We start from the raw sequence: 19,854 nt of genomic DNA, 5'->3' as shown, positions 1-19,854 counted from the left end.
AAGATATGAAGTAAACCGTGTCCCCTCGGGAGCTGTGCGTGACTCGCCCCAGCCTTTGCTGTTAGCCTTTTCCTCCATCGTTAATTGTTCAGGAGAAGCACCGTGGAAGCCGACTCACCCACAGATGTCCCTTTAACTTTGGAAGACGTCAAGGCTAAGTTTGAAGCCTGGCGGCAGCGTCCTAAACCCCGTAAACCCTTCCCTCATGCATTATGGCATGATGTCTTTCGATTGCAGGCGCAGTATAAACTCACGAAGATATTAACGACATTACGTCTTACCCGTGCTCAGTTTATGCATAAGCGTGCGGTGTTATTAGGGGAACCCGATTGTCTTGCAGAGAAAACGTCACCTAAACCACCACCAGCCCGTGCATCTGTGGCAACTGATTTTATTAGCGTGGATCTTGCCGCGACAGGTGTGGTCAATCGTCAGAATAAGGAGCCGTCAGCATCGCCCATGGTGTTTGGGATTGAGTTAACCCGTCCTGATGGCACGGTCTTAAAAATCCATCAATTACCGACCAGTGCTGTGGATGCATTAATTCATCATTTTATTGCGTAATTATGTTGCAATTAACGCCTCATCATCGTTTATTATTAGCGGTGAATCCCGTGGATTTCCGTAAAGGTATCGATAGCTTAATTGCACTGTGTCAGCAGCATTTAAATGAAGATGCGTATAGCGGGACTATTTTTGTCTTTACCAATAAACGACGCATTGCAGTTAAATTATTAGTGTACGATGGCCAAGGGTTTTGGTTATGCATGAAACGCTTTTCACAGGGCCAATTAAAATGGTGGCCTAAAGCGGACACGCGCACGTATACCCTTAATGCACAAGCCTTACAGGTGCTGCTGTATCAGGGCCATCCACAGCGTGCGGCCATGAGTGACGACTGGAAGCCTATTGTCGCTCAATAATTGTGTGTATTTTTTCAATTAATTTAATTTATTTTTTTATTAAGCCGCTAAATCCTCCTGGGGATTATTCATCGAATTTAAGGTTTCCTGATAACACCAGGGTAACCATTGTTTAGGTGATTGTTTAACGTATTGCGCATGGATTTGTAGATCGGTTAAATAATCAATGGGATTAATCCCATTGTGTAGTGCCGTATGAATGACCGACATGAGAACACTCCCTACATGACCGCCATTAAGCGTTTTATAAAACAGGCTATTATTGCGTACTCGAATGGCTAACTTTAACGCCCGTTCGACGCGATTAGTATCCAAGGGCACACCTTCATGGGTTAAAAAACGTGTTAGCGTTTGCCAATGCTTTAACCAATAGTGGTAGCTTTTGCCTAAAGGGCTATTGGGTTCCGCTTTACGTTCAGCTATTTGCTGTTCCATCCAGGCTTTGAGAGCGGCCATCAATGGCCCACTGTGCTCCTGATGATACTTCAGTCGATCTTGGGGAGATAAGTTAGCCTGTTGGCACTTGTCTTCGTGGGCGTAGACGGCACTGATGGTATCCAGAACCCTTGTGGCTTGGTCAGGATAATAGCTTTCTAAATCGATAAACTTACGCCTGCCATGCACCAGGCAATGGCAAATAATCGTGGTAAAAGCATCATCCACCTGATTGCTCTTTAACGCATCGCAGGCTTGCATGACAGGGGGTAAGGACTCATCCCGTTGTGCTAAAACCTCACTTAAGTTTTCACCGGCATGGTTCAGACTGGTGATAAAGATATAGAGAGGATGATTACTATAGTCACCCACCAGTGCTGTGGTGTAGGTACCTTTACGGTCAGGGCGTTGGGGATCATGTTCTTTTTGGGTTTTCACCGAGAGAATCCGTGCCCAGGTATCGTCCTGATAAATACAGGGGCTTTGTGCCAGGTAATAGACCAACAGATGGTAGATTGGCAGGATGGCTTGATACACTTCCACACATCGTTCCCATTGCGTGGTATCGGGTAATGGCACGCCGGTTTGCCGCTGCCATTGGGCTAACCGGTATAAGGGCAACCCTAACTGATACTTTAATACTGCGATCATGGCTTTACTGCGCTCGTCGTATTTATCGATAATGCCTGGTGGTAGCGAAGCTTTAAAGACTTCACCACAGATTGCACAGCGTAAGCGTTGCTGTTCATAGCGATAGGCTTCAAACAGCTGTCCCCCTTCAATACGAATAAATACACCTGGTGTCTTCAATTGATAAAGGCGGCCACCACACTGTAAAGGACAAGGATCACCTGTGTTATAGTCAGGATGATTCAGGACAATGGTTTTTGCGGCGGTATAGGCATCTGCTGCAATACGTCCATGACCTTTAGTTTTAAGCGGTTGTTGAGCAGTTTTGGTGCCATCATCAGTACTGGTAGGCAACAACTGTGCGTCACGATGATCATTAGCTGCCTCAATGGTTGCTGTTGATGTTATGTCTGGATCAGCTTCGGGCTGAGGTCGATGACGTTTCTCTGTTTGTATCGCAAACACTTTTTTCAGGGTATTAATGCTGATTTTTGAGAAAGTGAGTTTTTGCTGCAGCCACAAACAAAGGTCCAACACGCCCATGATGAGGGTTTGATGGTCCTGGTTTAGCGATGAGGTTGTAATCGCCTGCTGGAGGTCCTGATAGGCTTCAGGGGATAAGGTTTCTATCTTGGGTGATTTCATTACAGCACGATACGACAGTTAATTTATTTCCTCATCGTACTGAACCTGTTTTATCGATGAATAGCCGCGATTGCCGATGAATTTTGTAAGTAATGTTAATAGTCAACTTTTATTCTATAGAAATAGAACGATCGCTTAGTAAATGGATATTTTTGAGAATAATTTTCAGTCAGTGTGAACTAAAAAAAGACTGCTTCAAGCGGCCTTGAAGCAGGTGTGTAGGTTAAATGAGAACCCCCACTTTCGCTGTGCTGCATTTGATAAAATAGACCCCAGTCATATTCATCAAATGGGCTCATCAAGAGTATAGCGGTAAAATGCGCGAATTGGTGTACTTTAGTACTACGCGTTCTACAGGAAGATCGTGCATAGGGTGGCGATGAACAAATTCAATGACGGTCATCAGAAAGTACCATGGCTTGGTTATAGGGTGTGTATAAATTAAGCCATGCTGAATGCCTACCATTATTCTGATAGGTACTAAATACTATAGTGTCAAAATCGCAGGGGTGAAATTTAAGTACTACGTCAACCGATGTAAATTAACTGCCGTATATAGTTAAAATTTGTGATTATTTGTCACTAAAAATACGACAGTACAATTTAAAGGTGGTTTAATCCTATCTATTTTGTATTACATCAAAAAAATGAAATATTTCACCAGTGACATAGAATGTACATCTCATTAAAATACTCGACCAATTTGTAGTTGTGCATGAATGCATCAGTAGTTTATTGGGATGTCAATGAAAACAACAAAGCTTGCCTACTGTCTTCTGGTACCTGCCGTCTGTTTGGTGCCACCGATACAAGCCGCCATAAAAACCTACCACTATGACCAGAATGCGCGTTTAACAAACTCATTGAAGAATAACCTCGCATCCCATGATTATGTGTACGATAGTGTGGGTAATCCACTGATTAAGTATACTCTTCCACAACAGTCAAGCTACACAGCACCTGAGCTAGAAATTACCTATTCAGAAGAACTTAATAAACCGATTAATCCAGCCCATCCAACCTTTAGTTGGGATATTGATGAAACTACTTCACCGGTTTTATATGATTTATATTTTGGGGAAAAAAATCCGCCCAGTATTTATAAAAAAAATCTTACTTTGTCGGAAATTGAAGCAGAATATTTAAAACCAAAGACCAAGTATTTTTGGAAGGTGATGGCTAGAGATCACCATAACCAAGTAATAGCGGAAACCGAAACCGTTGAATTAACGACCTTAAATAATCCCCCCAATAAACCCGTATTAGTGGCTTTTGATAAACATAAAAATACGCTGAGTTGGAAATTGCCTGAACAGGACCCTGATCCAAACGTTAAGATCGTAGCGTATGATGTTTATTTATCTGAGGTGGGTAAACCTTTAGAACTCATTGCTGAAAATATAACGAATACCAGTATTGAATTAACAACCACTATTAAACCCAATACTGGTTATCAATGGAGCGTTGTAGCTATTGATAATCAAGGCTTGAAGTCTGAAATGGCTAAGACCGGGGTGTTTCAATGGTTAGACTTTGAAATCGACTATCTAGGGGATTATTACTGGCATTATCAAGGCTCTTCTCGCTGGGAGCGAGCAGAAGGTAAAGGGAAAGGCAGGGGTACGGCGCTAGCGACCACAAAAATTGTTGATGACCAGCAAGTGGCGATTTCAACTACCGTATACTCAGCGGGTGGTCTAGTGTCGTTTGATGTGGCGACCAGTTCGGAAAATAGTCATTGGCTGCGCTTTTATATCGATGGTGAGAAAGTCGGTGAATGGAGTGGTAGGAAAAACTACCGTCATGTCGAGTTTTTAGTGACCGCTGGTCATCATGAACTGAAATGGGTCTATCAAAAAGAAAGTGATGCTGTTCGAGGAGAGAACTCGATTTGGCTGGATAACTTAGTTATACCCGCACTCCCTGACTCTGATAACGATGGTGTTGCTGATGACTGGGAATACACGTACTTTGATTCACTAGACACCGACTTTAAAACCTATGATGCCACCTTAGATACCGATCAGGATGGCGTGACCGATCTTGATGAAGCAAAAGGCTTAACCAATCCTAACGCTAAGGATACCGATAAAGATGGTATGCCCGATGGGTGGGAGATTACTAATCGCTTAAATCCATTGGTTGTAGATAATAATGGGGATATCGACAGTAATGGCCAAAATAATTTATCAGACTATTTATTAAGTGTTGAAGATTACCCTACGGATATTGATACCGATAAAGATGGTATGCCAGATAGTTGGGAAGTCGCCCACGGCCTAAATCCTGCGGTCAAAGACAATAAAGAGGATGCCGATAGTGATGATAGATTAAATGAAGAGGAATATGTTGCAGGTACCGATCCACAAGACAGTAGTAGTGTCGCATCAAAAACATTAATTGATTTTGAGGACGATACGTTAGGTGGTTATTCCTGGCGTTATGAGGGCGACAACCAATGGCAGCGCCAAGCAGAAAAGGGGAAAGACGGGAGTACGGCCCAGGCCGCAACCGGGATTGGGGTTCGCGGATATATGGCGTTTTCAACGGTTGTAAACGCAGAGGGTGGTTTAGTATCGTTTGATGTAGCAACCCGCACTGATAGCTATGATGAGTTAAGCTTTCATATTGATGGACAAAAAGTCGGTGAGTGGAGTGGTAGGAAAGACTACCACCATGCCGAGTTTTTAGTGACGGCTGGTCGCCATGAGCTGAGATGGGTCTATCAAAAAGAAAGTGATGCTGTTCGAGAGGACACAGTTTGGATTGATAATTTAGTTATCCCTGGACTTCCAGACTCCGATAATGATGGTGTTATAGATGCCTGGGAATACACCTACTTTGATTCACTAGACACCGACTTTAAAACCTATGATGCCACCTTAGATACGGATCAGGATGGCGTGACCGATCTTGATGAAGCCAAAGCTTTCACTAACCCTAAAGCGAAAGATACTGATAAGGATGGTATGCCCGATGTCTGGGAAGTTGCTAACCGTTTAAATCCTATTGTTGTAGACAACAAAGAGGATGCAGATAACGATGGTAGTTTAAATGAAGAAGAATATATTGCAGGGACAGACCCACAAGATGACAGCAGTAGTGGTGCATCAAAGATATTAATTGATTTTGAGGATGATACGCTAGGGGGCTATTTCTGGCGTTATGAAGGGGATGCTCGCTGGGAACGAGCGGAAGGTAAAGGCACAGACAATAGCACGGCTTGGTCAACAGGGACGGGGCATTTTCAATACAGAGCAGTATCAACCATTATATATTCACAGGGTGGTTTATTGTCATTTGATGCAAGCGTTGCTGGTCTGCTCTATTTTTCCATTGATGGAGAGATAGTGGGTCAGTGGAATGGTACAACAGGCTACCATCATGCGGAGTTTTTACTGCCAGCAGGTCACCATGAACTGGAATGGGTCTTCAAGAAAAATTATCCTCCTCGTGAAGATGGCTCTGCTTGGATTGATAATTTGTCTATTCCGGGTCAAGTGGACCATGACCAAGATGGTGTCGTCGATGGCTGGGAATACACGTACTTTGGGTCGTTAGACACTGACTTTAAAACTTATGATGCCACCTTGGATACGGATCAGGATGGTGTAACGGATATTAATGAAGCCAAAGCCTTAACGAATCCTAAAGCGAAAGATACCGATAAGGACGGTATGCCAGATGGATGGGAGTTAGCCCATGGTTCCAGTGCGCTTGTCTCTGATGCAAGTGGTGATGCTGACAGTGATGGTCAAAACAACTTATTAGAATATATCTTAAGTGTTGAAGACTACCCTGCTGATATTGATACCGATAAAGATGGTATGCCTGATCGTTGGGAGGCTGCTAATGGTTTAAATCCTGTTGTTGTAGACAACAAAGAGGATGCAGATAACGATGGTAGTTTAAATGAAGAAGAATATATTGCAGGGACAGACCCACAAGACGACAGCAGTAGTGGTGCATCAAAGGTATTAATTGATTTTGAGGATGATACGCTAGGGGGCTATTTCTGGCATTACGAAGGGGATGCTCGCTGGGAACGAGCGGAAGGTAAAGGCACAGACAATAGCACGGCTTGGTCAGCAACAGGGATTAAGAGTGGCCAAGAGATGAAAGTATCAACTGTGATACATTCACTGGGTGGTTTAGTATCATTTGATGTGGCAGCCAGTTCATATAAATATGGTGAAGTGTTGCACTTTTATATTGATGGTGAAGTAGTAGGTGAGTGGAGTGGCACGACAGACTATCTTCATGCAGAGTTTTTAGTGCCTGAAGGTCGTCATAAGTTAACGTGGCGCTACATTGCGCAATATTACGATATGGATTATAGGGCTGAAAATGCTATTTGGATTGATAATTTATCTATTCCAGGTCAAGTGGACCATGACCAAGATGGTGTCGTCGATGGCTGGGAATACACGTACTTTGGGTCGTTAGACACTGACTTTAAAACTTATGATGCCACCTTGGATACGGATCAGGATGGCATTACTGATCTTGATGAATACCATGCAGGCACCAACCCTAAAGCTAACGACACTGATAATGATGGCATGCCTGATAATTGGGAAGTTAAAAATCATACTCAACCATTGATCTCTGATGCGGCCCAAGACAGCAATAATAATGGCGTAGATAATTTTTCTGATTATGTTTTAAGTACAGAAAACTACTCTCCAACTGCTGACTTTGATGAAGACAATATGCCTGATCTATGGGAAGCAACTCACCACTTAAAGCCTACAATTCAGGATGCCATGGATGATGCTGACAAAGACGGTGCACTTAATATTGAGGAGTATATTACGCATACTGATCCACAAGATAATAGCCAGTATCGCCGTATTTTAATCGACTTCGAAGATGACTCAACACGAGGTTACTATTGGGCTCATTCAGGTCATAGCCTATTTACTATTGGTTGGCAAGATCGCTTGGAACTTTCAACAGGACTTGAAGATGAAAGTAAAGTTTGGCTTGGACCCAGTTTAAATAAAGGGGAAAAAGCCTCTGTAAAAACAAAAATCAACCTAACTCAACCAGGCGTCCTTTTATTTGAGCTTACCAAGTATGGCAATAGTACACTCAAACTATTCATTGATAATAAAATGGAGAAAAGGTGGCGAGGCTATTATGACACTCCCTTTAATGAAATTTTTTCGGTAAAAATACCTGCAGGCTTACACACAATTAAGTTTGAAGTGGAACAGCCTTTCGATGGAGCAGAGCCTGAAGGCTATGTGGAACTGGATAACATCATCATACCAGTATTGCCTGATACCGATAGTGATTCTGTCGCGGATGGTTGGGAATACTATTATTTTTCAAGGTTAGATGCAGATTTAAGTCAGGATTCTGATGAAGATGGTGTTAGCGATCTTGATGAATACCATGCAGGCACCAACCCTCGAGATGATAAACCAACCTGGTTTTTTGATCTTCAATATTTTTGATCTTCAATAAATAACTCAGTGCTGTCTTTTGACAGCACTACGTTATCGATTTTTATTTAATTTATTTTTTAATTTTTTCTCGCGTTAATTTTTATTTATGAATTAACGGTAGTTGTCGTAGTTGAGGATAATAATGAGTAAAACCCCTCCCGTTAAATCCCACTGGCCCATGTGGATGAAAGCCGGTGTATTTTCGGCATTAGCGTTTTTGCCAGGTATTGGGCACAGCGCGCAGACTCCACCGGACGAATTATTAGTAAAACCCACGGTAAAACCGTTGGATTTAAGTCGTACGCCAACCCGTGAAGAATTAATGCAAGCGGGGCAATTGGGTGGTCAATTGGTACCGACCAGTGCTTTGGATGTGTCTTCTAAAGTGGGTAGTGCACCTGCGGCGATGAGCATGAGCGCTGAACTTTATCGTGAAGCGGCATCGGCGGATAAGGTGGCAGATGAACAACCACAACGGTCGCGACGTCGTAAGCGTTCATTGAATCAGGATGATGAAATTGCGGCGATGTTTCAGGATTTCGGTACGGCGATTCAAGCCTGGAACCGGCACGATTATAAAGAAGCCTATCAGCTGTTTGATCAATACAAAGCCCGCTATCCCAACAGCCCCTGGACCGGTGAAGCCATTTTACATATGGGCTGTGAAGCACGGTTTAATGGTCGCTATAACGAAGCCAAATCCACCTTTTTAGAGGTCATCGATCGTTACCGTAGCCAATCCTATGTCGGGGCCAAATGGTTAGGGGATAAAGCGGTCAGTCGCTTAGCGGTACTTAATGTCCTGGAAAATAACCTGGACGAAGCCCTGAAACTGTTTTCAGACCTGCAACAGAACAGTGTGGACTGGCGCTTACGGACCTATGCCTCGGGCTGGATCATGCGGCTGTCTCAGCAAAAAGCCAACCGTTTAGCCCTACTGGACTGTGGTACCCGTGCTTTAGCGCATATGTTGGAGCAGGATGGCAAAGCGGAATCTGCGAAAGCCGTACTCGCAGAGCAAGCGACCAGTTTACAAGGCCATAGTATTGCTGACTTAACGGACCTGGCGGCAGAACATGGTTATCAAGTGAATGCCCGTCAGTTGGCCATTGGTGACCTAAGCCACATCCCTCTGCCAGCGGTGGTGCAAATTGATCGTTCCGGTAATAGCACCGGACACTACTGGATTCTGGAAAAAGTCACTGCGGAAGGGGTGACCCTGCATGACCCGCAAATGGGCCGTCGTTTTGAACAAACCCTCGCCGAATTTGACCGGGAATGGGGTGGTCATACCCTGGTGTTTGGTGGTCACACTGAAAGCCTGCCTGGCCTTGCCCTCAATGACAGCCAAATGGCTGATATTTATGGCGGTTGCTGTGGTGTCCAACGGCCAGAAAGTAACTTAGGTGAACCAGACAACGGTGAGCCTGATGAGGAAGACTGTGCACAGGGCGCGCCGATCTGGAAAGTGAACATGGCGAATATGAACCTGTTCATGAAGGATATTCCCCTGTGGTACAAGCCGGCCATTGGTCCTGCAGTGAGTCTGCAACTGAATTACAACGCACAATCCGCCATTGCACAGAATGAACCCTTTGGTAACAAGTGGAGCTTTAACTACGGCTCATACCTGGTGGTCGACCCCGGTAAAGCGGTCACCGTGTTTATGCCTGATGGGGCACGTCATGTCTATGTGCGTAAAGACGATGGCAGCTACACCGCCCCTTATGGCGTGTATAACCAACTGCTCCGCCACAGTGAACATCACTTTGAGCTGACACTGCCTTCTGGCCAGGTGTATGAATATAACCTGCCTGCCGGGACTGACTCCATGCAACCTTTCCTGGTGGCGATTAAAGACCCTTATGGCCAGCAGTTAAGCTTTGCCTATAACGCCCAGGTCAAGCTGGCTACCATCACTGATGCGCTAGGACAGACCACCACCTTGACCTATAACGACGCAGGCTTAGTCACTGAAGTCGCTGATCCTTTTGGCCGCAAAGCGGTGTTTGCCTATGATGAGGACCGTAACCTGATCCAGCTGACAGATATGGGGGGTTACTGGACTAAGGTCAGTTACGATGAGGCCAAGTATGTTACCTCAGTCGAAAACCCATTGGGTAAATGGGGCTTCCGCATTGAAGCCGCTGATGGTATTAACAATGGCTCTGTTGCTTATAACCCTCCTGGTACGGCCATGTGGGATAACTACCGCATTACCATTACCGATCCTAATGGCAACAAAGAGGAATATTACTACGACGGTTATCATGGCACCGCCTGGTATGTCAGCCCCAATAACTATGTCGAGTACAAAGACAGCAATACCAATAACTACAAATCGGCCACGAAAACGAGTTATACCTTTTTCACCAAGTCAGACAGCAAAGGCCGTATAAAAACCATCAGCTACCCTGATGGCCGCGTCATTGAATATCAATACGACAGTAAAACCGGTGAGAAAATTGGCCGCCAAATTAACGGCAAAGGCTCGAGTTTCCCTAAAAACAGCCAAGGTAAAATCACTGAACTGACCAATGCCTTAGGCCAAAAAGTCAGTTACCAGTATGCGGACAATGGCAAGGATGTCACCCAAATCACCACGCCTCAGGGCACCATAGAGCTGCAGTATGATGCTCAGCATAACCCTACCACCATTAAAGACGTCACGGGTCGTGAAACCCAACTGACGTACAACAGTTATGGTCAATTGACCAGTATGCAGGTGGGTGAGCAACAACGCTGGGAATATCAATACAACGGCCAATACCAGTTAACATCCATTACCTTCAATGGTGAAACCACCAAACAATATACCTATGATGACATTGGCCGTGTTAAATCAATTACTGATGAAACAGGCGCGGTTCAGACATTTTCGTATAACGGCTTAGATTCTGCGACCGTTGTTACCTATGCTGATGGCAAACAAACCACCACCACGTATGGACAGTGTCCACGACTGGTGACCAGTGAAACGGATCGTGGTGGACGCACCTATCGTTATGAATATGATGCTGCCAAGCAGCTGACCAAGATCATTTCTCCTGAAGGTACCGCGACGCAATTTGAGTACGATGCTAATGGCAACCTGATCACCCTGATTGATGCTAATCGCAATGCAACGCGCTTTGAGTTTAATAAAGCCGATCAGCTGACCGCCAAGGTATTTGCCGATGGCAGCAAGATTCAATACACCTATGACAAAGGCAAAGTCAAAACCCGAACCAATGCACGAGGCATTAAAACGACCTATGAGTATGATGCTCAACAACGCTTGACCAAAATTGACTATGCCGATGACACACCGGATGTCACTTACACCTACAACGCGCAGGGTCAGGTTACCCAAGTCAGCGATGGTTTAGGTACCCACAAATACACCTATGCCACAACCGGCAAACTTGCTTCGATTGATGGACCTTGGGACGATGACACCCTGACCTATGAATACGACAGTTCAGGGGTATTGCATAAAATTGTGCCCAGTAAAGGTCAAAGCGTTGCGCGGTATTTTGATCAGTTAGGACGGTTAAGTGTTATTGAAGCCGGTGATCAGCGATTTATTTACCGCTATCAAGGTGTCAGCCCTCAACCCCGTCAGCTGGTTTTTCCAAGCAATTTGGTCACGCAATATCACTATGACAATGTGAATCGCCTGGACTTAATTAGCCACCATAAAGGCAAAGAAGCCACACTGGCGTATTTCAAGCTGACATATAATGCACAAGACTTATTAGCCAAAGAGGAATATGAAACCCCTTTAGAGGCTGAAATTGAAGAAGAACAACTTGAAACCAGTGCCTTTAATGAACTGAACCAGCTAACGGATATTAATGGTAAGCATGCTGTTGATCCTGTTCATTACAAGGATGGAAACCGCACAACAGGTCGTACCAAAGCTGGTTATACCTTTACGGCTACCTATGATGCAGAAAACCGCTTAAGTACCATTAACTGGACTGATAAAGCAGGTACTGCTCATGAACGACGTTACCGCTATGGTGCAGACCATTTATTAGGTGAAATTCAGGTTTATGTTGGTGGTGACCTCAAACAAACGACCCGATTAATACGACACAATCGGTTAGTGCTGCAGGAGCGAAATGCAGACAATACCATTACCCGTGAATATGTTTGGGGCGCGCATAACGGCGGTGGTATTGGTGGCCTACTGAGCCTAACAGAAAGTAATGCTCATTATTATTATCTCTATAATCCACGCGGTAATGTCATTGGTGTTGTCAATCAGCAAAATGAACTGGTGGCCGCCTATGATTATTCGCCTTATGGTGAACTCACTGCCAGTAATGGCACCCTTAACCAACCTTACCGTTATGCCACCAAACGTTATGATGACGCATTAGGCTTCAGCTACTTTGGGTATCGTTACTACATCACTCAGGATCGCGTTTGGTTAACCCGAGACCCTTCAGGGGAAAGTGGTGGCATCAACCTCTATCAATACGTCAAAAGTGATCCCATTAACCAGGTGGACCACTGGGGACTGATTGGTAATAACCTGTTTGGTCCAAGTACCTCAACACCGCGTAATTTTAGTCCCTACCTGAATCCAGGCTATACCGGCAGCAGCTTTATGGAGCGTATTCAGGATGCGGTAGGGAATAAATTCGATAATGGTAATTCATGTCCAAGCCTTTCTACATCATCAGGTATAGGAGGCTTCCTATGGGAATGGGCTAAAATTGTCACGGGTATACTCACTGGGGCGGCTGCAAATAATGGTGGAGATGGTGGTGGCCATGACCCCATTAATCCAGATACGTGGATTGAGAATCCTGGAAAAGAAGATATTTCATCACCCAATGAGCTATATAGAGATTTTCAAAAAGATTTACTTATAGATTTGGGAATGGGGTATATCCGCTATCGAATAGCTGCAGGAAAACTATTTGAGGATTTAGAAGAACTCATTCCTCCATTAATTGACTCTCCCAATGAGGCTTTTCCAGATAGTAGTGGCGAAGTTGATGGTGGCAATGATGGCTTTGGTAGCTCTGGTGAAGTCGATGCTGGTGACACTAGTGGTGGTTTTGGTAACAGTGGTGAAGTGGATGCAGGCGATAGCAGTGGTGGCTTTGGGGCTGGTAATACTTGGACGCCATCAAATTCAAATACGAGTGATAATCAAGGGGCTGGTTCTCAAGTTGAGATTAGTAAGTCTGGGTTGAGACATATTAGAAAGCACATTTATGGTGAAGTAGCAAAACAGTTACCTCATGTATTGAGGAATAAAGGAGAAGCTGCAGCTAATGAAAAAATTGATACAGGCTTTTTCCCTAAAGAGTGGTCAAATGAGCAAGTTACTGATGCTGCAACCCAGGTTTATAATGAAGCATTAAGAAAAGGAATTAAAAACGATACTTATACGACAACAGTAAACGGAGAAAAAATATCAGTTTTTGTTAATGAAGAGGGTGGCTTTTCGACAGCATATGGTCACAAAAAATACACATTGGATGACTTTGATCTATGAGAGACTGTGAACTTAATTTCCGGATAGTTGATGATACAAATTACCTGTCAACTTTAGCCGTTGATGAGCTGAACAGGCAAGGTGATCCAGAGGGATTTTTTGAAATAAAAGGAGATAGTTTCACTTATGGTTACTATCATAATAACCCTCTTTATGATGGAGAGGAGGGGGAGTGTTTGATTGCAATATGGCTAGAATTTCTTTGTAAAATGTTAATCAATATTCTAAGCAGTCATCATATAGCAATTAAAGATATTGAAAAAACTGATTCTTGGCTTGGATTTGAGTTAACTGGGAAGAGTTCATTAAGTATAAATATTTTAAAGGGTGGTGAAAATATTTCTAAGCCTATGATTCTTGGTTATTCACAAGACTTAGTGAAGAAGGATGATTTATACCTAACAGTAAGTTTGAATTCTTTTTTTAGGGCTGTAGTTGATGCTATCAATAAATATTTAAAAACTCTCTTAATTATTAATAGTAATTACTCAAAAACACAAAGGTATAACTATCTAAAAAAACTGAATGAGGAAGTGATACAAACCTACAATGCATAAGCTTTAGGTTAGTTTTACCCTCTTTATTAGCGTGTATAGATGTTAGTTTTATTTAACACAGCGCTACGGAGAGGGTAAAGATTTAAACATATTAGTTTCTAGGCATAGATCACAAAAATTATAAAGCGGAAGGTTAGCATCATTTTGGTGGAAAAGTTCCATAATCCCGTTAAATACTTAGTTATTTGAAAAGCACGAATGAAGAAAAGCCAATTAAGCTCGATAATAGGCATGCAACTTAAAGATATCATTCATGTTGGTGTCATTGATTTTGAAGAGGATATAGGTGAAATAACAACCTTTCATACTCATATTTTTTTAGAAGTCAATAAATTATTTTTAAAGCTTGAGTCTGTAGAACAGTATTCAAAGTTAAAGGTAAACTTTAACAGTGATGTTGACTTTAGCTTTGATTTTGACATAGAAGAAGATATGTCATTTTGTAAGTATTCAGCTGCAAACATCTATTTTGATAATACCTTGGCTGAAAACTATATATCATCTGTGGCTCTTTATGAGCCACTATTCTATGATAAATCACTAGCCTGTGATGCAATGGAAGTTGTTTTGGGTAATAAGCAATGCATTTTTTTTGATCCTAAAAACTTATTTGGAATAAAAATTGGAGACAGTAAGCTGAAAGACGTTTTTTTAAAGCAAAACAATATCAACAACATTATTAATCTGTAATATATAAATAAATTTTAGCTACCCCCACCTCGAGAATAAAAACGATGTTTTAATTTTATATACACATGGTTACCGAGGGGGCACGATAAGATCATTTTACAAAGCTGATGGCCGTTCAGAAGATGCCTTCCAAGAAGCAATTGAAACGGCTAAAAAGAAGCAAACTAATAGACAGTGATGAAAAAAGTTAATAGAAAAGATGCAATTAAATTAATCACAGAGAAAAAAATAAGCCTGCTGCTCCCTCTAGAGAGGGAGTCTGTGCTTCTTAATTGGTGGGATATAGATGAAGATGATAAGGAATTTTATCTACTGTCAAAAGAGCTTAGGGAGGAGCTAAGTGAAAATGACGAGCCTACCTTCCCCTATTCAGATCCCAGGTATGATGAACTACTAGAAATAGCTATAACGTATGAATACTTAGGAGTATCAAATGAATTTTTAGAGTATGAAATGGACAAGTACAAACGAATACAATGCAAAGTTGATGGTAGAGTTGAACGACTAGAACCATGTCCATGTTGCAAACTTAAGACATTAAGAGAGCTATATGACGCAAAGGAAGGTACTGGTTACTGTATTTGCCCACACTGTGGGTGGGAGGATGATGGAACAACTGACATAAGTAAAATAAGTAGTGCAAATAGAGGCTCAATAAACGAGTACAGAGAAAAACTGAATAAAAAAACACCCTCTTGCAAAGTAAATAAATGGCAAAGCTGAGAGGAAATAAATTAAAAGGCATTATAAATAGAGTGGCTGACTCAAACAGGAGTGATCACTTGTCTACGGTTGAAGATATTGCTAAAGCTTTAAGGGGATTCTGATTATGCAAAATTATACGAAAAACGACATTATTAAAATTGCATCTAACCTAGGCATTAGTTGTATAGATGACAACTGGACAGGTATTGATAGCATTTTACCTTTAATAGAGAAAATTAGAGAAGATGGTGCAATATTTATAATAAAGTTTGACGGGGAAAGAAATGACCCGAGTGATAATGGAAAATATTCTTTTTTGATATTTGGTCGCCCTCTAAATGATATTAATATTAAAACAGATGCTAATACACTAGATGAGGGGTTAATCTATGTAATAGGGAAATATGCGGATACTGTTTGGGATATAGAGCTATAGGATGGCTTAAAGGAAATATCCTCAGGCTTATCTGTTTTGTAGCCTGAGGATATTTTTAATTCCTAACTCCATTTTGATCCGTGCAGATGAGTTAGATGAATGAACTGTAATTTTTGGTGGTATGAAGCCTTGGGTGGCAACTGCTTTCTCAATCCATAAAATAACATCATAACCAGTGCCTTTGTCGTCATCTCCTAAGTCATGATCAAGGCTTATTTCATTAACACAGCCACTTTTGAGAAGAGTAATGGCTTCATCAGGCCATCTGACCTGTACCCAACCAGGTGGAGCTGAACGCTCGTCATCAAGATAAACTTTCATGGTTGTACTACCCAAAACTCAGGCTTGCAATAATACAATACGTGTCCCCTTGGTGAGTATGTGTTGGTAAGCGTTTAGTGTACTCTCAAAACGTATGTCATTGAAGTTTTTGGGAACCACACGGTTACCGAGAGGACACAGTAAACCGTATGATTTATGTAATCGTGTGACCTAGTTGGGCAACCTCTAGCGCAAACTTCAATCAAAATATACAGTCTGTGATAGGAAAACCCTTTGGATGTGACGTCAGGGAAGATTGATTGCTTTTTAATCGAAAGATGGGGCTATTGACTTACCTCTTTTCCTAGAGAATCAACTTCGACCTTATTTAGTTTTGGATCCAAGCACCAGTCTATTAATTCTACAACGCTCTTTGGTTTAAATATCCTTTCTTCCTCAAACTTTGGGCATGCAAACCTTTTCCAAACTCCGCCAGTTATTGTATCGCAAGAAAATTCTGGACCAATCACCGTCAAAAAGCGTCGTCCATTGTGAGCCTGATTAATATAATATTTTACAATAAACTTTTTGTCCTCAGATGCCACAGTCACCAATAATGAATCTCCAGTATATGGATCAAATTCATCAATTATCCACCAAAGATATTCAATACCTTTGTGGATCAATGTTCTTCTGTTTTTTTTACTAATTGCCATTTTTGTACACTAACTTCCTATAACCTTTTATGGATGGGCTTGCACAATCAACAGCTTGAATATAAAAGTTACGCTCAGCCCACATTATCTCTAGATCATAGACACAAAAAGAGTATTTACTTGCATCCTCTACCCACCCCGAATCTTCTTTTACTGATACACTGTGAAATAGCTCATTACCGTTTAACCACCAGCAAAAAATTAGATACTCTCTTTCTTCACCATCGTGAAATATTGCATACGCTGGAACTGAATTCCAATCTAGACCTTTTTCACTCTTAATCTCAGCAAGCCTTGCAACATACTTAGATACATCAACTTTCTTTCCAGTAAAGGAGATAGAATATACTTTCACCTCATCGGGATCTTTATATTCATTTACATATTCAATTTTTCGTTTCAAAAACATCTGTACATCCTTGATAGCTAACGTCTGCATTTACAGCTAGTTTGGATCGCAAGCCCGATAACATGCGCTTATTATGTACGAACAGCATGAAACACACCATTGGTTCTTTGTATTTTAAATTCACCAAAGTCTTCTTCTTTTAGCTCTAAAGGTAATGCAACTTGCCTTATATTTTGGTTCTCTTTGAAGAGTACCACTAATATCGATGCTAGGGCATTAGTCATCCATTTCTTGCCCCCTTTCTTAGTCGGCAACTCACCATAATCTATTAGGTACTCTAACCGAGCAATTCCCAGTTCAGGAGCACTTGAGAAAGCAGTAAACGGTGCTACTGGCAGCATGTGACGGGCACCTATATATGAGATACTGCAACTATCAAGCTTTGTTGCAATTTCATTTGCTACAGATTGGTTCATTTCAATTTCGTTTTCAGTGGTTAAACCATCTTCAACCAACAAATAATGTTTGTATTGTGATAACTGTGCTTCAAAGGCTTCACGTAAGCCTTTTCGTCTTGCATTTTGATCATGGAACGCAACAGGAAACCACATATCAATTCACCTAACTATTTATAAACGCCACTCTGACATAAAACCTAACATCATTGTAAGCATTATGGTTAGTGGTATCCGGTGAGCTTGGGAGATACCAGCTCTTACCCAATTAAATTTTTCACCCTCCTATACAACGACCTATAAATAAAATGACCAATACCACATGGGGAAATGCTACAGTTGGACGCATTGCTTGCTTAGTGTATTCACAAATTTTGCCAATACCGCTATTTTCTATTTTTTGATATTCACTGTTGAATTGAAACTCGCATCCCTCGGTTCCTTCTCGAATGTTCTTCTCTATCTGCAATAGCCTTGGTTCTATTCGAGATTGGAAGGTCTTCCAGATTGAATCCTGCAGCCATAGCAACAACAAGATAAAGAATACCACTGCAGTATTTGTACTTGCTACCTCAGATAACAATAAGACCAAGATACTGATTAGTTTTATATACAGAGAGTGCTTCTCGTAGCTTTAAAACTGATTTTGGAGTAAGCTCCACTCTAATTCATACTTCTTTCTTTCCATTTTAATTCCTAGGAGCTAGGTTGAATTTAACGCCGCCAGCACAAGCCGGTGCACACAGTGCGGAGGTCCAGCCCCGAAGGGGCGATTGTGCCTGGCCTTGTTAAATTTTTAGTCACTATAATCCCATAGAAGAACATATTTCTTTCCACTGGATTTTATAAAGAATTCCCCGCACCAGTCGTCATATGCAGGACAGGAAAAGGAGTACACACTTTCTATTTGAGTAGAATCTATTTGCTCAAATATTTTACTGCCTCTGAAATGCGATTTATATAGAGCCATGAAATCCTTAACTGGAAAGGCTGATAGCTCTATAGACTTAATAAATTTACCTACAGATTTATTTGACCAATATAGGCAATGGGTCGCTTCTTCATGGATTGAATAAATAGTAAGGATTTCATCCCCTACATTTTCATCAGACTCAACAAGAAGCACATTATTTGCGTAGTCAATCTGGCGATAAATCGTTACTGACAAGTTTTCAAACGAACCTCTATAAAGTCCTTCTTTGGCATATTCTTCTGAAAGCTTGTGTAATGTTTCGATATTCATATGGAATTTAACGCCGCGCTCTGCGGCAAATTTGGAGCGCAGCGGAAAATTTGTCCAACATCAGCGCCTTGTTAGCTGTGCTATTCGCGTTCAACCTCTATACCTCCTGCCAATATAAAGAAGTCTGATTCTCCTATTGCGCCCATAGGTTCTGCTCGAATACAGAGTTTAACTCCCATTTTGGAAATATTGCCAAGACGCTTGCTGAGTTCTTGCTCTTCACGTTCAGTAATTTCTCTAAACTCAGCATGGCTAAAGTCGAATGGGCAATCCAAATATAAGACTTCAGTAAGTTTTATAGTCACTGAAATGCCATGCATAAAGTCATGACTACCTTGGATAATTAATGTCTCCGTAGTTTGGTCATATCTATCAATAAGGTAATCCCACGTTCTCGTACTATTTAACTCATCAATATAAGTCATCGAATTCTCTGGAGACAGCTAACATCAGGCATAACCGGAGGCAAAAAGCTGCAGAGCGAGGCACGAGCGGCGCAGCTTTTTGACGTCCGAGTTTATGGCATTGTTAGGGTTCTTGATACTCACCAGTTAAATCTCTGTATGGCATGAACTCAACAACCCTAAACGGTAAATATGACTCTTGAGGATTATGATATATTTCTCCAGTTAATTTCGATGCTGCCCCAAAGCTAAACTCCTCTCCATCTTCAAGGAGGACTTGATATGGTTGGCGTTTCAATCCATTCGATAGAACTATGGCCTGTTTTTCTGGGAGAATAGACAGTAATTGCTTATCCCCTTATGTCAGGATAGTTGTCGCCTCACCTGAAGTAAAAATCTAAAGAAAGGGGCGCAGGTGAATGATGAGTGAAGCGCGTATCAAAAGAAAGAAAAGA

15 protein-coding genes are annotated in these 19,854 nt (G+C 41.9%); 8 read left to right on the top strand and 7 right to left on the bottom strand.

Going from position 1 to position 19,854, the window contains the following annotated elements; translation table 11 throughout:
• The first annotated feature begins 102 nt into the window (after window positions 1–102).
• Entirely contained in the window at window positions 103–564 is a 462-nt protein-coding gene (locus tag F607_RS0113095; RefSeq protein ID WP_027708447.1) for a hypothetical protein, read from the top strand.
• A gap of 2 nt (window positions 565–566) precedes the next feature.
• Window positions 567–923 (top strand): IS66 family insertion sequence element accessory protein TnpB, encoded by a 357-nt coding sequence (gene tnpB, locus F607_RS0113090; protein ID WP_027708446.1) that lies wholly within the window; start codon window positions 567–569, stop codon window positions 921–923.
• A gap of 39 nt (window positions 924–962) precedes the next feature.
• Here tnpB and tnpC read toward each other — a convergent pair whose 3' ends face one another.
• Window positions 963–2,633: an IS66 family transposase gene (tnpC, locus tag F607_RS32855; protein ID WP_051311455.1), complete on the bottom strand. Its 1,671-nt coding sequence runs from the start codon at window positions 2,631–2,633 to the stop codon at window positions 963–965.
• Window positions 2,634–3,379: 746 nt separating this feature from the next.
• On the opposite strand from tnpC, the gene F607_RS32850 reads away from it, so the two are divergent.
• The 6 genes from F607_RS32850 to F607_RS0113055 all read left to right on the top strand — a co-directional run bounded on the left by F607_RS32850 (window position 3,380) and on the right by F607_RS0113055 (window position 15,971).
• Window positions 3,380–8,095 (top strand): hypothetical protein, encoded by a 4,716-nt coding sequence (locus tag F607_RS32850; protein WP_051311454.1) that lies wholly within the window; start codon window positions 3,380–3,382, stop codon window positions 8,093–8,095.
• 133 nt (window positions 8,096–8,228) lie between these two features.
• A complete protein-coding gene (locus tag F607_RS0113075) occupies window positions 8,229–13,583 on the top strand; it encodes an RHS repeat-associated core domain-containing protein (RefSeq protein WP_027708445.1) in 5,355 nt (1,784 codons plus the stop codon).
• A complete protein-coding gene (locus tag F607_RS0113070; protein ID WP_027708444.1) occupies window positions 13,580–14,140 on the top strand; it encodes a hypothetical protein in 561 nt (186 codons plus the stop codon). Before F607_RS0113075 ends, F607_RS0113070 begins: the two co-directional genes overlap by 4 nt.
• Before the next feature lie 198 nt (window positions 14,141–14,338).
• Complete coding sequence (locus tag F607_RS0113065; RefSeq protein WP_157365465.1) at window positions 14,339–14,830, top strand: hypothetical protein; 492 nt, start codon at window positions 14,339–14,341, stop codon at window positions 14,828–14,830.
• Between the two features lie 177 nt (window positions 14,831–15,007).
• On the top strand, window positions 15,008–15,553 hold the full coding sequence (locus tag F607_RS29610; RefSeq protein ID WP_051311453.1) for a CPCC family cysteine-rich protein: 546 nt from the start codon (window positions 15,008–15,010) through the stop codon (window positions 15,551–15,553).
• A 106-nt stretch (window positions 15,554–15,659) separates the two neighbouring features.
• Window positions 15,660–15,971, top strand: a complete 312-nt coding sequence (locus F607_RS0113055; RefSeq protein ID WP_027708442.1) for a hypothetical protein — start codon at window positions 15,660–15,662, stop codon at window positions 15,969–15,971.
• 27 nt (window positions 15,972–15,998) lie between these two features.
• Here F607_RS0113055 and F607_RS0113050 read toward each other — a convergent pair whose 3' ends face one another.
• From F607_RS0113050 to F607_RS0113020, 6 genes are all read right to left on the bottom strand, one after another.
• On the bottom strand, window positions 15,999–16,292 hold the full coding sequence (locus F607_RS0113050) for a cyclic-phosphate processing receiver domain-containing protein (RefSeq protein WP_027708441.1): 294 nt from the start codon (window positions 16,290–16,292) through the stop codon (window positions 15,999–16,001).
• Window positions 16,293–16,576: 284 nt separating this feature from the next.
• Complete coding sequence (locus F607_RS0113045) at window positions 16,577–16,948, bottom strand: hypothetical protein (protein ID WP_027708440.1); 372 nt, start codon at window positions 16,946–16,948, stop codon at window positions 16,577–16,579.
• Window positions 16,938–17,357 carry a hypothetical protein gene (locus F607_RS0113040; RefSeq protein WP_027708439.1) on the bottom strand — a complete coding sequence of 140 codons (420 nt, stop codon included), beginning with the start codon at window positions 17,355–17,357 and terminating at the stop codon, window positions 16,938–16,940. Before F607_RS0113040 ends, F607_RS0113045 begins: the two co-directional genes overlap by 11 nt.
• Window positions 17,358–17,428: 71 nt before the next feature.
• A complete protein-coding gene (locus F607_RS0113035; protein ID WP_027708438.1) occupies window positions 17,429–17,908 on the bottom strand; it encodes a hypothetical protein in 480 nt (159 codons plus the stop codon).
• A gap of 640 nt (window positions 17,909–18,548) precedes the next feature.
• A complete protein-coding gene (locus F607_RS0113025; protein ID WP_027708437.1) occupies window positions 18,549–18,995 on the bottom strand; it encodes a hypothetical protein in 447 nt (148 codons plus the stop codon).
• Between the two features lie 80 nt (window positions 18,996–19,075).
• A complete protein-coding gene (locus tag F607_RS0113020) occupies window positions 19,076–19,420 on the bottom strand; it encodes a hypothetical protein (protein WP_027708436.1) in 345 nt (114 codons plus the stop codon).
• Between the last annotated feature and the right edge of the window lie 434 nt (window positions 19,421–19,854).

Origin of the sequence: Zooshikella ganghwensis DSM 15267, assembly GCF_000428585.1 — a bacterium.
Classification (GTDB): Bacteria; Pseudomonadota; Gammaproteobacteria; order Pseudomonadales; family Zooshikellaceae; genus Zooshikella; species Zooshikella ganghwensis.
Note: the sequence above shows the minus strand (reverse complement) of the source record. Positions and strands in the feature narration are given on the sequence as shown.

Coding starts and splice junctions, on each gene's coding strand:
- tnpB (WP_027708446.1), top strand. CDS start 567: ATGTTGCAATTAACGCCTCATCATCGTTTATTATTAGCGGTGAATCCC.
- tnpC (WP_051311455.1), bottom strand. CDS start 2,633: ATGAAATCACCCAAGATAGAAACCTTATCCCCTGAAGCCTATCAGGAC.
- F607_RS32850 (WP_051311454.1), top strand. CDS start 3,380: ATGAAAACAACAAAGCTTGCCTACTGTCTTCTGGTACCTGCCGTCTGT.
- F607_RS0113075 (WP_027708445.1), top strand. CDS start 8,229: ATGAGTAAAACCCCTCCCGTTAAATCCCACTGGCCCATGTGGATGAAA.
- F607_RS0113070 (WP_027708444.1), top strand. CDS start 13,580: ATGAGAGACTGTGAACTTAATTTCCGGATAGTTGATGATACAAATTAC.
- F607_RS0113065 (WP_157365465.1), top strand. CDS start 14,339: ATGAAGAAAAGCCAATTAAGCTCGATAATAGGCATGCAACTTAAAGAT.
- F607_RS29610 (WP_051311453.1), top strand. CDS start 15,008: ATGAAAAAAGTTAATAGAAAAGATGCAATTAAATTAATCACAGAGAAA.
- F607_RS0113055 (WP_027708442.1), top strand. CDS start 15,660: ATGCAAAATTATACGAAAAACGACATTATTAAAATTGCATCTAACCTA.
- F607_RS0113050 (WP_027708441.1), bottom strand. CDS start 16,292: ATGAAAGTTTATCTTGATGACGAGCGTTCAGCTCCACCTGGTTGGGTA.
- F607_RS0113045 (WP_027708440.1), bottom strand. CDS start 16,948: ATGGCAATTAGTAAAAAAAACAGAAGAACATTGATCCACAAAGGTATT.
- F607_RS0113040 (WP_027708439.1), bottom strand. CDS start 17,357: ATGTTTTTGAAACGAAAAATTGAATATGTAAATGAATATAAAGATCCC.
- F607_RS0113035 (WP_027708438.1), bottom strand. CDS start 17,908: ATGTGGTTTCCTGTTGCGTTCCATGATCAAAATGCAAGACGAAAAGGC.
- F607_RS0113025 (WP_027708437.1), bottom strand. CDS start 18,995: ATGAATATCGAAACATTACACAAGCTTTCAGAAGAATATGCCAAAGAA.
- F607_RS0113020 (WP_027708436.1), bottom strand. CDS start 19,420: ATGACTTATATTGATGAGTTAAATAGTACGAGAACGTGGGATTACCTT.